Here is a 13,045-nt window from a genome sequence, read left to right as displayed (position 1 = left end):
CCGTCAGGCCCACAGCGGCCGCTGAGTTCGGCATGCGCGCGAACACACAGGTCACGGACGCGCACGTCGCGGCTACGCGGCGACCCCCACCGGCGGTTGATTGTCCGCCGATAGACAGTTCCTCCGCGGACAGCTGGCACACACATTGCGTGCGCTGACATCCGCGGAAGCCATCATGCAGGGGGGTCATGGAAGCGGGGGTAACGATGTCAGCCGGGCTGACCGTCCGCAGCGGGCACGAGATCGTGGCCGTCGTTCCGGAAGGCCAGTCGTGCGTCATCGGACGGACGACCGGCGGTGACCCCCTGCTGGCGAACGACCGGGTCTCCCGGCGTCACCTGCTCATCGAGTCGACCCCCGAGGGCTGGGCCGCGGTCGACGTCAGCACCTTCGGCACCTGGCAGGACGGCTGGCGGGTCGGACGCGTCCTGATCCACGAGGAGTCGCGCCTGCGGCTCGGCGCGCCGGACGGCCCGATGCTCACACTGGTCCCGCACCCGACGGCTGGTCCGGCCACCCCGCGTTCGTCGGCGCTGGCGGTGTCCGTCACCGCGGTGGACGAACCCGTCGGCCAGCCGCACCACCCCGATCCGTCGGAGCGGCCGCGGGCGAGCCCTTGGGGGCAGCCGGCCGAGCACCGGGATTCCGATGGGTCCTGGGACTCCGCCGGGCCCTGGACCCAGCCCGCCGTGCCGACGCCCGTGGGGACCTGGGAACCACGGGTCTCGTCGATCCCGATCGGGCCCTGGGACCCGCAGGCGGCCTCGCCCCCCACCAGGTCGGAGCCGTGGGCGGCCTCGCCCTCCACCAGTTCCTGGGAGCCGCCGGCCACTCCGTTCCCCGCCGGGCCCTGGGACACCCAGACGGCCGCACCGCCCGCCAGCCCCTGGGACGCCGCCCAGCCCATGCCGGACGCCGGCTCGCCCGGGGACCCGTGGGCCGTGTCCGCCCCCGCCGCTTCCTGGAACACCCGGGAGGCCCCGTCTCCCACTGATCTCCCGGCCGCACAGGTCTCGCCTGCCCCGGCCCCGACCGTCCCCGCGGGATCCTGGGAGCCGCCACCCGCGGCGTCCCGCACCCGGCCGTGGGACCGGGATCAGCACGACCAGTACCCGTCCCGGCCGTCCGTCCCGGATTCCTGGGACCCGCCGGGAGCCCTCGTCACAGATCGGTCGGACCTGGCGGCGAGGGTGCCGAACCTCGCCGACCCGGCCGGAGCACCGCCCGTCGCCGCCCCGGGCACCGTCGTCCCTTCCGAGGTCAAGCGCCATCACGAGCGCCCAACGCTGCTGCCCAAGAAGGCGCGCCCCGGATCGGGGCCCCGGATGCCGCCGGCCGAGGGCGACGCGCCGGATGTCGGCGCGGGGCTTGGCCGGATCCACACGTTGCGGCCGGGCCGAACGGTGATTGGACGGGCGCTGTCGAGCGACGTCGTCGTCGGGGACCTGCTGGCGTCGCGGGAGCACGCGGCCCTGTTCGTCGACGCCGAGGGTGTCGAGATCGTCGACCTGGACTCGGCGAACGGCACGTTCGTCAACGGCCACCGGGTCGACCGGGCCTGGCTGCGGATCGGGGACTTCTTCTCGATCGGTCACCACGTCTTCCACACCGGCRCCGCCTCGACGGAGAAGAACGCGGTGCCCACCCGCTTGGTCGAGTACCTCGACCGCGGTGACGTGACCTTCCAGGTGGACGGGCTGTGCGTCGACGTCGGCGAGACCCGGCTGCTGCACGACGTCACCTTCCGCCTGCCCGGGCGTGCCCTGCTGGGCGTGATCGGTCCGAGCGGCGCCGGCAAGTCGACGCTGCTGGGCGCCCTGACCGGCTTCCGCCCGGCCAGCCTCGGAACCGTCCGCTACTCCGGCCGCGACCTCTACGCCGAGTACGACGAACTGCGCCGCCGCATCGGCTACGTCCCGCAGGACGACATCCTGCACACCACCCTCACCGTCCGCCAGGCCCTCGAATACGGCGCCCAGCTGCGTTTCCCGGCCGAGACCACCAGGCAGGAACGCGCCAGGCGGATCGACGAGGTCCTCGTCGAGCTCGGCCTCACCAACCGGACGGCCGAGGCGCGGGCAGGGCGTTCCAGCCCGGATTCCGAGGATGCGGGCGGGCACCGCCGCCGTTCGGCCGGTGCTCGCGGCCCGGACGGCGATCATGACGACCTCGATGACGTCGACGACCAGGCGGACGGCCTCGACGAGGAGGTGCCCAGGGGCGTCGACCTGCCTGAGCTGAAGGTCTCGAAGCTTTCCGGCGGTCAACGCAAGCGGACCAGCGTCGCGCTGGAACTGCTCACCCAGCCGACCTTGCTGTACCTCGACGAGCCCACGTCGGGCCTCGATCCCGACCTCGACAAGGAGGTCATGGGTTCRCTGCGCCGGCTCGCCGACGGCGGCCGGACCGTCGTCGTCGTCACCCACAGCGTCGCCAACCTCGACCACTGCGACTACCTGCTGGTGCTCGCCAAGGGCGGTCACGTCGCCTACTTCGGCCCGCCGGCGAACGCGCTCGAGTTCTTCCGCCGCGACAACTGGTCGGACGCGTTCCACCTGCTCAAGAACCCGACGACCGCCGTCAAGATCGCCCACCGGTACCGGAACTCGAAGTACTTCATCCGGGGCTCGGCGACCGTGCCCAGGCCACGGCCGGCGCCGTTGGAGAGCATTCGCCAGCAGTCGGTGATTTCCCAGGCGCTGACGCTGAGCCGTCGATATCTGCGGGTCATCGCCTCGGACCCGTCCTATCTGCGGCTACTGGTCGCGTATCCGATCGTGCTCGGCCTGATACCGCGGACGCTGCCGGCGGCCTACGGCCTGGCTGTGTCGACCAACCCGGCGAAGGCGAACACCGCCGCACCGTCGATCCTGCTGGTCCTCATCCTCATGGCCTGTTTCATGGGCATGTCCAACTCGATCCGGGAACTCGTCAAGGAACGCGAGATCTACCGCCGAGAACGCGGCATCGGCCTGTCCACGGCGGCTTACCTCGTGTCCAAGGTCGCGGTGCTCGGAATCATCACCACGGTGCAGAGCGTCGTGCTCACCCTGGTCGGGCTGGCGGGCATGAAGATCACGGGTCACGGCGTCGTCATCGGCATACCGCTGGTGGAAATCATGATCGCGACGGCGGCCACCGCGATCACCTCGGCGATGATGGGCCTCGCCGTGTCCGCGCTGGTCGACAACGCGGACAAGACACTGCCGCCGTTGGTCGTGGTCGCGATGGCGCAGCTGGTGTTCATGGGCGCGATGATGCCGTTGGCGGGAAAGGCTGGCCTGGAACAGATCTCCTGGCTCTTCCCCGCCCGCTGGGGGTACGGCGCCTCGGCCTCGGTGGTCGACCTCATCACGGTCCAGCGGATTGGCGACGAGCGGTTCGCCCCCGGAATTCCGGTCGACCCGCTGTGGAGGCACACGGCGGCGACCTACCTCACCGACCTCGGCGTCGTCGTCCTCATCGGTCTCGTATGCGGTGTGGTCGCGGCCCGGCTGCTGCGTCGCCTCGACCCCCTGAGCGCCCGGCGCGGCCGTGCCCGCGCGCACGCGCACGCGCGCGGGCACGGGCACGGGCACGGGCACTGACCGGCGCGGACCTCACGGCGCGATGGTCACCGCCGGCAGGGAAGATCGGGTTGTCACGCCGGTCGAGGGGCCGGGCGGCGCGGGGATCGGCCCGCCTTCCCGGCCCTCGCGGGCAAGCCGCCAGCAGGACAGGGCGAGCCAGCCGACGGCGACTCCGACGAGCACGTGCAGCACGCTGGTCACCGGCGTGTCCGGCAGCCGGGCTGCGAGCGCGAACGGCGGAAACCCCAGCAGGTAGAGCCAGACCGGTGTGCGCGGGTAGGTGCCGGCGCGCAGCAGGGCGATCCCGAACAGCACCACGCCGACGACGAAGACGGCGGCGCTGACCAGCAGTGCGCCGCGGCTCGCCGCGGCGAGGTGCGTGTCGTCGCCGAGCGGGTAGACGACGACGTTCAGGGCGTAGGCGGCACCGCCGAACAGCCCGAGCCCGAGCAGATTGACCGCGAACGCGGCGTCGGCGAAGGCGCCGCCGTCACCGGTTTCATCGCCGCCACCACCGCCCCCGCCCGTGGAGCCGGACGGGTGGGCCGCATCCGGATGGCGCGGCCTGGCCAGCCGGCGCCGGTCGCCCGCGGCCAGCAGGCCGAGACGCAGCGCCGGTAGCAGCGGGACCGCCAGGGCCGGCGAGACGGCGAGTACCAGGCTGGTGGCGAGGGTCTCGCCGGTGAACGCCTCGATCAGGCCGGGCACCGCGATGAAAAGGCCGGCCAACAGGCCGCTGACCGCTCCGAAACGGAGAAGAAAGAACATGCCCGGACCGTAGGAAGGGCCGAAGTACGCCGAAAGTGCCTGCCGGCCGCCTGCCCCGCGGCACCCGGCACCTCGCACCCGGTGCCCGCCCGTGCCTTTGGGCACGTGCCCTTTCGGGCATACCGGCGAGCGTGCCGCCCGACGTACCCTGTCGCCGTGTCGCCGTCGGTCCCGTGGGTCGCACCCGTCCTGTACGGGGGTGTGCTGGTCGCCGGCGGGTACGCGGGCCTTGCCGGGGTCGGCGACACCCGGCCGCTGCCGTTCGTCGGCGGGCTGGCCGCGGCGGCCGTGCTGGACCTCGCCGAGCGGCGGCGGTTCCCAGCCGGCGCCCCGCGACCGGTGGCCGTCGGGTTGCTGGCCGCCCGCGCCGCGCTGTTCGTCCTGGTCGCCGCCGGTGACGGGGCGGGACTCGCGCGGGTGCTGTTCCTGCTGCTGCCGTTCACCGCGTACTTCGCCTTCGGCCGCGCGGTGAGCGTCGGGGTCGGCGTCGGCTGCGTCGCGGCGGTCGCCCTGGCGTTCCAGCTGACCGAACCTCGCTGGTACCAGTCGTCGGAACACGTCTCGGACCTGCTGATGTTCGTCCTCGGACTGGTGCTGACGATCGCGATGGCCGCGGTCGCCGCCGAGGAACGGCGGGCGACGGCCCGCGCCCACGACGCGAACGAGCGGTTGCGGGCGTCGGCGGACCGGGTGGCCGAGCTGTCCGCCGCCGCGGAACGCAACCGGGTCGCCCGCGACATCCACGACGGGCTCGGCCACCATCTGACCGCCATCTCGGTCCTGTTGGAGAAGGCGGCCGCCTTCCGCGACCGCGACCCGGCGGCCGCGGACGCCGCCGTCGACGACGCGCACCGGTCGGCGAGGCTCGCGCTCGAGGATGTCCGCCGCTCCGTCGGCGCGCTGCGCGAGGCTCCGTTCCGGTTTTCCACGGCCCTGAACGAGCTGGCGAGGCAGGCCGCGCGGACCGACGACGGCCGGCTGGCCGTGACCGTGGACTGGTCCGGCGACGAGCGCCGCTATGGGCCCGCGGTGTTGATGACGCTCTACCGGGCGGCTCAGGAGGGCATCACCAATGTCCGCCGGCACGCGCACGCCACCCGGGCGGTGGTGACCGTCCACTGCGCGCCGACCGAGGCCCGCCTCGTCGTCGCCGACGACGGCCACGGGTTCGAGCCCGGCCGGGAGGGGTTCGGCCTGCGGGGCATGCGCGAGCGGGTGGCCCTCGTCGGCGGCCTGGTGACGGTCGACAGCGAGCCGGGTCGGGGCACCCGCCTGGCCGTCGCGATCCCCCACCAGCTCGAGCCGACGCCGTGACCGACGCCCCCGCTCCCGCGCCCGAATCCGGGCCTGGACCCGGCTCCGGGACCGGCGGCCGCACGCCAGCCGGGCCACCGCCGACCCGAGTGCTGGTGGTCGACGACCAGCGACTGATCCGGGAGAGCATCGCCGCCCTGCTCGGCATCCAGCCGGGTATCGAGGTCGTGGGCATGGCCGCCGACGGCCGGGAGGCGGTCGAGCGGGCGTTGGCCCTCGGCCCGGACGTGGTGCTCATGGACGTGCGGATGCCGGTGCTGGACGGTGTCGCGGCGGCGGCGGAGCTGGCCGAGCGGGCGCCGGCCTGCCGGGTGGTCATGCTCACGACGTTCGACGACGAGGACTATGTGGTGCGCGCGCTGCGGGCGGGCGCGGCCGGCTACCTGCTCAAGGACCGTCCGGCCGCCGAGCTCGCCGCCGCGGTGCGGCTGGCCCAGGCCGGCGTGGTCCAGTTCGACCCGGCCGCCGCGGCCCGCCTCAGCACGGTCCTGGACCGCGCAGGCTTCTTTCCGGTCCCCGTCCCGCCGACCGGTGCGGACACGGCGCGACAGCCCGCGACGCCACCGGCCGGGACCGCGCGGCCCTCGACACCGCCGTCAGCTGACTGGTCAGCCGCCGGGCCCGCGATCGCCGGTCTGACGCCGCGGGAGATCGATGTGCTGCGCCAGGTCGCGGGCGGGCTGAACAACCGGGAGATCGCCGCTCGGCTCTACCTCAGCGAGGGAACCGTCAAGAACCACGTCTCCCGCATTCTTGACCGTCTCGGTCTGCGTGACCGGACCCAGGCCGCCATCTACGCCCGCGACCACGATCTGCTCTGACCCGACCTGCTCTGACCCGGCCGCGCGCGCCTCGGACGGGTTGCCTGTCCGCGCGGCTCGTCCCGAGTGTGGCGGGGTCTATTCGAGGTAGTCGCGCAGGGACTCGGAGCGGGCGGGGTGGCGCAGCTTCGCCAGCGTCCGCTGCTCGATCTGGCGGATGCGCTCCCGGGTCAGCCCGAACTCGCGGCCGATCTCGTCGAGCGTGCGGCCGCGGCCGTCCACCAGGCCGAACCGCAGCTGGATCACTCGTCGTTCCCTGTCTGGCAGAGCGCGCAGGACGGCGCCCAGCTGGTCGGACCGGCAGGAGACCATGGCCGCTTCCATCGGCTCGATCGCCGCGGTGTCCTCGATCAGGTCGCCGAGATCGGTGTCAGCGTCCTCGCCGACCGGGCTGTCGAGGGACACCGGTTCCCTGGAGATCCGCCAGAGCTCGTCCACCCGGTTGGCGGTGACGCCGAGGGCGGTGGCGAGCTCCTCCCTGCTGGGCTCGCGGCCGAGCTCCATCAGCAGCTCCCGGCGCAGCCGGGCCAGCTGGTTGAGCAGCTCGACGAGGTGCACCGGGAGGCGGACCGTGCGGGACTGGTCAGCGAGCGCCCGGGTGATTGCCTGCCGTACCCACCAGGTGGCGTAGGTGGAGAACTTGTAGCCCTTGGTGTAGTCGAACTTCTCCACGGCCCTGATGAGGCCGAGGTTGCCCTCCTGCACGACGTCGAGAAAGAGCATCCCCCGCCCGGCGTAGCGCCGCGCGATCGAGACGACCAGCCGCAGGTTGGCCTCGACGAGCTGTCGGTTGGCCCGCTGCCCGTCCAGCTCGATGGCCTCGAGGTCCAGGCGTTGCCGCGGGGACATGTCATCGGCGTCGTTCGCGAGCTTGTAGCCGGCGAACAGCCCGGCCTCGATCCGTTTCGCGAGGTCCACCTCGCCCGCGGCGGTCAGCAGCGGGGTCTTGCCGATGCTCGTCAGGTACAGCCGCACCGGGTCGTGGGCGGTTACCGGGGCTTCCCGTGGCGCCACCCGTCGCCGGGCGGGCGACGCCGGCTCGTCGCCCGGGTCACCGTCGTCCTGACGGCTTTCCTCCTGGCGACCATCTTCCTGGGAGGCGTCCTCCGGCCCGTCGTCCTGGGGGCTGTCCTCCGGCCCGTCGTCATCCTTGCCGACGACGTCATCCCTATCGACGACGTCCAGTCGGGGGTCCGCGACGTCGGCGGCGAGGCCGCTCTCGCTCGGACCGCCTGACTCGACGGCGACCCGAACCGGGATCGCGAGGGCCCGCGGGCTTGTAGAGGTGCGTCCCCTAGCGGGCCGGGTTTTGCTGCCCATGGCTGGCTCCAGCCTGTTGGAGGTTCCGGGCGGTGGAGTCACCAAAGTCATGGGTCACGTCCCCGAGGCCGCTCTGTGTCCGTTGGCGCATCGTCCGTGGCGGCACCCGACTGTTGCCGAGCGGAGGTGCAGTTGGGTATCTCGTCGTCCGGCGGCGGTCATGTCGGGCGATGGAGCGTGTGTGGCGATCTACGCCAGGCTACGCCATCACGCGCCGCCGCCGGGGCCTGACGCTGGCCGCCTCGCGGGTTCGCGCCAGCCAGCGAACCGTCACGGTGTGCCCGTGGACGCCCGGTCGATCTCGGCGGGCCGTCTGCCCCGTTCCGTCCGTTCCGACCTCGCGACCCGCCGGAACGGACGGAACCGGACGGGGCGCGGTGGGCCCGTCGGCGCCGGAGGCGAGTAGGGTGGTGCCGTTGCCTGTTCTCCGCTGTATGAGCGTCATGCATCGTCGAACGGAACGGCCGGCCGGGGAATGATCCACGGTCGGTGCGCGACCGGAAGACGAGAGACGTCTGCCGGGAAAAGTAGCAAGGAGRACGTCCGTGGCTCAGGGCACCGTCAAGTGGTTCAACGCGGAGAAGGGTTTCGGATTCATCTCCGTGGACGGTGGCGGTCCAGACGTGTTCGTCCACTTCTCGGCGATTATGGCGGACGGCTACAAGTCGCTCGACGAGGGGCAGACGGTACAGTTCGAGATCGTGCAGGGCCAGAAGGGCCCGCAGGCCGACAACGTCCAACCCGTCTGACGACACTCAGACTTCCATAAAACAGCGCGCGGCCACTCGGCCGCGCGCTGTTTTGCGTGCGCCACTCTCGGCGGGCGCGGCTCTGCCATGCACGAGCCCTGCCATGCACGAGCCCTGCCATGCGCAACCATGCGCCACGCCGGCCCGCCGGCCCGCCGGACTGGGTGAGGCCACAGGCGAGCACCACCTGCCGTGATGCTGGCGGCATGGCGGCGCGGCGGCGCGGCTCTTCGCCACACCGCCGCGCCGGATGGATCAACGGGTCAACGGGTCAGGAACCCGTGACCTTGCCGGCCGCGAACGCCGCGCCCTGGGTGGTCATCCCGTTGATGGAGTAAGTCAGATGGGCCGCGCCATTGACGCCGTTGGCGCAGACCGGGTCACCCAGTGCGCAGAACTCCTTGGACTTGGGGCCGTAGAGCTGGCTGGCGGTCGGGATGTGGCCGCCGGTCAACGCCAGCGGGTTTCCGAAGACGACGACCGCCGCGACCCGTGGAGCCAGGTTGGTCGGGATGGTCTTACCGCTGCCGAGAAACGTCGGGATACCGATCGAGATGTCGGTGACGCTGGCGCCCTGCGAGTATCCGCCGAGCACGAACTTGGTGTTCGGGCATTCCGCGGCCACCGAGGTGACGTGGTTGGTCATGTCGGTGGCACCGGGGCCGGCCGAGGTCTGGGCTATGTCGGCCGCGTAGTTCACGGCATATGAGTTCACCGACCTGCCGGCCAGATCGGCCTTCAGGGAGGTGACGAACGGGCCGCCGGTGATTCCGAGGCCCGGCAGCTCTCCGCTGCCGCGGGCGAAGACGACCTCCACGTCGGCGCACTTCACGGGCGTGGATGGCCCCGAGCCCGGCCCGGGGCAACCAGCGACACCTCCGGTCGCTGCCGTCGCCATCGCCAGGAACGTAAAGAGAGTTCCGTTCTTGAGCACCATCGTCGCGAGCACCTTCCTCGTCGCTGGCTGCCCGGGGAGGGGGATCCGGGCAACTTCCCGGCTGGGGGATCCGGGCAACTTCCCGGTTGGGGGTACCGGGAGCTCCCGGTTGGGGGTACCGAGAGCTGGGCAAACGTAACGAGGGGCCATTCAGCGGGAAAATGGCACCTAGGTGCTGCCGAGGGGCCTTTCGACTTCAGTTGCACAGTGAAACTGCAGGCCCAGAAGATGGGGCAAATGGGTTGCCGGGACTATCGACCTAGCTAGAAAGGACCACCGACTAGCACCTTTAGGCTAGTGTCGCGGTTGACGAGAACCCGCGATCGGCACATGGCCTCGGCCAGACGGCCGAGGCCAGATCGGGCCGCGTTGACGACAGCCTCGCGCGCAAGCGGCTCAGCCCCGTCGCCGAGCGGCGTCAGAACCTGCTTGGGCGCCTGCGGAAGCGGCGGAGCAGGCCCGCCGGCGGAGCGGACCGAACGATGACGCCGGGCACAGTCACATGATCGCCTGACAGGTGCTGACCAGTCCCATGGTGCGATCCGCCGCCCACTGAGCGCGCCGAGAAAGCGTTTCAAGCACCTCGTCGAGGTCGTGCGGCACGGAGTCGGCGAGCGCCTCATCCATCCGGCCGCGGATCTGGACGCGCTCGCGCGGTGAGAAGGAGAACGCGGCCAGGATTCCCGGTAGCGCCGCCGCGAGTTGGGCGGGATTCAGGACGAAATTGCCAAGGAATCCGGGCAACGACCGGGCGCGCGCCGGTCCGATCGCGTGGAACAACGCCTCGGGCGCGGAGCATCGACGAGTGACGTGAACATCGGTGAGCGCCTCCGATGCGCACTCGTGGACGGCGTTGACGGTGACACCGTGGGCGCCGAGCTCGTCGGCGAGGGTCTTCGTCAGCGCGACGATGCCGGCGTTGCGGATCGAGCCCGAGACGAGGCCGACCTGGCGGGCCGCGACCCCTCCGACGTTGATGATGCGGCCCCACCACTGCGCCACGAGGTGCGGAATCACCTCTTGGGCGGTGCGCAGATAGCCGAGCACCTTCACGTTGAGGTCGGCGGCGGCGTCCGCCGTGGCCAGGCCCCGCACACCGCCAGGACCGCCCGCGCCGCCGACGCGGGCGGCGTTGTTGACCAGGATGTCGACTCCGCCCAGCTCGTCGACGGTGCGCGCGACCAGCTCCCGCACCGACTCGTCGCTGCCGGTGTCGGCCACCACCGGGACGACGACCCCGTCCACGCTGCCCGCGGCCAGCTGGGCCGCCGCCGTCTTCAGCCGCTCACCGTCGCGGGCCGCGATCACCACCTGGGCTCCCTCGGCAAGCAGAGCACTCGCCACCGCCAGCCCGATGCCCCGGCTGCCGCCCGTCACGATCGCGCGTCGCCCCGCGAGTCCAAGGTCCACAGTGCACTATCCTTCTCGATGTCACGCCGGTGATGCATCACGCGGGTGCGGTGTAACGCCTGTGCGGTGTCACGCGGGTGATTCGATACTGGCGGAGGCGACGACGAACGAGTCGGCGGAGTTCGCGCTGTAGCCGTTCAGGGTGTAGTCGAAGCCGGCCTCGTCGAGCGCCCGGACGTACTGGCGGTAGGCGGYCAGATCGACGCCGAACCCTTGTGGATGGAGCTCGGAGCCACCGCTGTGGCTGGTCGCGCTGACGAAYTCGACCTTGCGGGCCGCGGTGGCCGGGATCTGGCTGTCGAAGACGGGGACGCTCATGTCTGCTCCTCGGTCGCGGGTCCTCCCGTCCAACCGCCAGTCCGCGCCCTAGATGCCCCCGTTACCTCAATATTGCTGCCAGAACACATCCCCAGAGATCGGCCTGATCGTGACCGAGGGCACCTGTGTGGATCACCCAGGCGAGTCCGACCTGGTGGCGCTCGGCCGTGCGCTGCTCTCCGACCCCGCCTGGACCAGCAAGCTGCGCGACCGGCGCCTCGCTGAGATCCGTCCCTACGACCAGGCCGACGGGACCCGGCTCACCTGACCTGCCTCCGCGAATCTCTCCGCACCCGCCTCCGCGAAGCGGCAACCATTCACGGTCGCGAAACGACTTTCCATGGGGAGGGGACCCGACTCGACGGAGCCCAACCATGACCCTGAAACGAACAGTCCGGAACTCGGCTCTGGCGGTGGTCGCCGTCGCCGCGATCGCCGGCTGCGTACCCGCTGGCTTCCCGGGCGGAGGCGGCGCCGGCGGCGGCACCGGGGCCACCCCGACCGCCTCGCCGTCGGTCCGGCCGACCGCCTCTCCGTCCGCCCCGCCGACCGCGCCGTCGTCGCCAGCCACCACCCCGGCGGGAACCCCGACGCCATCACCCACCACGACCTCCTCCGGACCGGCGTCCGGTACCTGCGGGCGGACGGCGGGTGCCTCACCCGCGACGAGGATCACCGAGGTCAGCCTGGGGTCCCCGGTGGTCAGCTTCGCGCCGCAGGGCGACACCGACCCGTTGCCGACCGCGATCGCCGCGGCGCCGGGCGGCGGGTCTTGGCTGGCCTGGTTGGGCACAGACTCCAAGGTCCACCTAGGCAAGCTGGACTGCGGTGACCAACTGGTCGGTACCCCCACGGCCGTGGACGGGATCGACCTGCAGGACATCAAGGCCGATACGCAGGGCGTGGTGGTACTACTGACCCGTCCTGGCCCGCAGGGCAGTGGGAAGCTGTGCGGCGGGACCTCCAGCCCGACCAAGACCATGTGGATGGTCCGCTTCGACAACTCCGGCCGGCAGGTATGGGAGCAGCAGGTCACCAACCTGAGCGATAGCCTCGGCGGCTACGATCCCGGGGCTCTCTTCGTGTGGTGGTACAACCACCACGGCACCCTGGCCTACGACGGCACCAACTACGCCGCCTACTTCGAGGCGGCGATCACCGTGGCCAACGGCAGTTGCGTCGACATCCACGAGGGTGACCGGATGCAGGTGGTCAACGCCACCACCGGCTCCCCGGTCTCCGGGCACGACAGTTTCGCCTGGGGCTGCAGCCACGCCTGGGACTCCCACATCATCTGGGACGCCCGGACCGGCCATTTCGCGATGGTCTGCGCCACGGACAACAACTGCCGCATCGCCCGCCCCGGCACCGGCCAGACCGTCGCGGCCGGGGTCTGTGACGGGACCCTGTTCGGCGGCAACATCCTGCTGGCCGGTACCCAGGGCTACTGGACCGCCTGGAGCAACGGCAACCAGACGCGGCTGGAGCACTTCTCCACCGGCGCGTCCGATCAGACGGTTCTCACCGCCGACAAGACCCAGCACTCGCACCTGGCCGCCTACGGCCCCGCCAGGATGCTCCTGACCTGGAAGTCGGGCTCCTCGATCGCCGCCCAGGCGTACGACTCCACCACCGGCAAGGCCGTGGGCGGCCAGTTCACGATCGCCGTGGCGGACCACACCTACGTCGAGGCCAAGGACTACGCCGACGGCAGCATCGCCTTCCCCGCCGCCGGCGCCTCCGGCACGTCCATCCGGATCGTGCGGGTCATGCCGCTCAACTAACTGACACCACGGGACACGACACCACGGGAAGCGACGGACGGACGGGCGCGGCGAG

11 protein-coding genes are annotated in these 13,045 nt (G+C 71.5%); 6 read left to right on the top strand and 5 right to left on the bottom strand.

The features are described 5' to 3' along the window. Nucleotides 1-188: 188 nt before the first annotated feature. Nucleotides 189-3,587, top strand: coding sequence for an ATP-binding cassette domain-containing protein (locus tag BCD49_RS00900; RefSeq protein ID WP_083401177.1), 3,399 nt, complete (start codon nt 189-191; stop codon nt 3,585-3,587). A gap of 12 nt (nt 3,588-3,599) precedes the next feature. Here BCD49_RS00900 and BCD49_RS00895 read toward each other — a convergent pair whose 3' ends face one another. After that, on the bottom strand, nt 3,600-4,337 hold the full coding sequence (locus BCD49_RS00895) for a hypothetical protein (protein ID WP_007508876.1): 738 nt from the start codon (nt 4,335-4,337) through the stop codon (nt 3,600-3,602). Between the two features lie 156 nt (nt 4,338-4,493). Between BCD49_RS00895 and BCD49_RS00890 the strand changes: the two genes are divergently transcribed. Then, nucleotides 4,494-5,651 (top strand): sensor histidine kinase, encoded by a 1,158-nt coding sequence (locus BCD49_RS00890; protein WP_007508874.1) that lies wholly within the window; start codon nt 4,494-4,496, stop codon nt 5,649-5,651. Continuing rightward, complete coding sequence (locus BCD49_RS45760; protein WP_007508872.1) at nt 5,648-6,472, top strand: response regulator; 825 nt, start codon at nt 5,648-5,650, stop codon at nt 6,470-6,472. Before BCD49_RS00890 ends, BCD49_RS45760 begins: the two co-directional genes overlap by 4 nt. A gap of 78 nt (nt 6,473-6,550) precedes the next feature. Here BCD49_RS45760 and BCD49_RS00880 read toward each other — a convergent pair whose 3' ends face one another. After that, on the bottom strand, nt 6,551-7,792 hold the full coding sequence (locus BCD49_RS00880) for an RNA polymerase sigma factor (RefSeq protein ID WP_007508870.1): 1,242 nt from the start codon (nt 7,790-7,792) through the stop codon (nt 6,551-6,553). 545 nt (nt 7,793-8,337) lie between these two features. Here BCD49_RS00880 and BCD49_RS00875 point away from each other — a divergent pair. Beyond that, a complete protein-coding gene (locus tag BCD49_RS00875) occupies nt 8,338-8,541 on the top strand; it encodes a cold-shock protein (protein WP_007508869.1) in 204 nt (67 codons plus the stop codon). 271 nt (nt 8,542-8,812) lie between these two features. On the opposite strand, the gene BCD49_RS00870 is transcribed toward BCD49_RS00875, so the two are convergent. The 3 genes from BCD49_RS00870 to BCD49_RS00860 form a co-directional block, all read right to left on the bottom strand. Further along, on the bottom strand, nt 8,813-9,478 hold the full coding sequence (locus tag BCD49_RS00870; RefSeq protein ID WP_007508867.1) for a cutinase family protein: 666 nt from the start codon (nt 9,476-9,478) through the stop codon (nt 8,813-8,815). Nucleotides 9,479-9,976: 498 nt separating this feature from the next. Next, nucleotides 9,977-10,888 carry an SDR family NAD(P)-dependent oxidoreductase gene (locus BCD49_RS44660; RefSeq protein ID WP_007508864.1) on the bottom strand — a complete coding sequence of 304 codons (912 nt, stop codon included), beginning with the start codon at nt 10,886-10,888 and terminating at the stop codon, nt 9,977-9,979. Nucleotides 10,889-10,957: 69 nt separating this feature from the next. Then, a complete protein-coding gene (locus BCD49_RS00860) occupies nt 10,958-11,206 on the bottom strand; it encodes a hypothetical protein (RefSeq protein ID WP_071041009.1) in 249 nt (82 codons plus the stop codon). A gap of 127 nt (nt 11,207-11,333) precedes the next feature. Between BCD49_RS00860 and BCD49_RS41855 the strand changes: the two genes are divergently transcribed. Both BCD49_RS41855 and BCD49_RS00855 read left to right on the top strand, forming a co-directional pair. Next, a complete protein-coding gene (locus BCD49_RS41855; protein WP_241832224.1) occupies nt 11,334-11,474 on the top strand; it encodes a hypothetical protein in 141 nt (46 codons plus the stop codon). Between the two features lie 106 nt (nt 11,475-11,580). After that, the gene (locus tag BCD49_RS00855; protein WP_007508858.1) at nt 11,581-12,990 is read left to right on the top strand and encodes a hypothetical protein; all 1,410 of its coding nucleotides are present in this window, start codon (nt 11,581-11,583) and stop codon (nt 12,988-12,990) included. The last annotated feature ends 55 nt before the right edge of the window (nt 12,991-13,045 follow it).

This window comes from Pseudofrankia sp. EUN1h (genome assembly GCF_001854645.1).
In the GTDB taxonomy this organism is placed as follows: domain Bacteria; phylum Actinomycetota; class Actinomycetes; order Frankiales; family Frankiaceae; genus Pseudofrankia; species Pseudofrankia saprophytica.
This window is presented reverse-complemented; position numbering and strand designations above follow the sequence as displayed.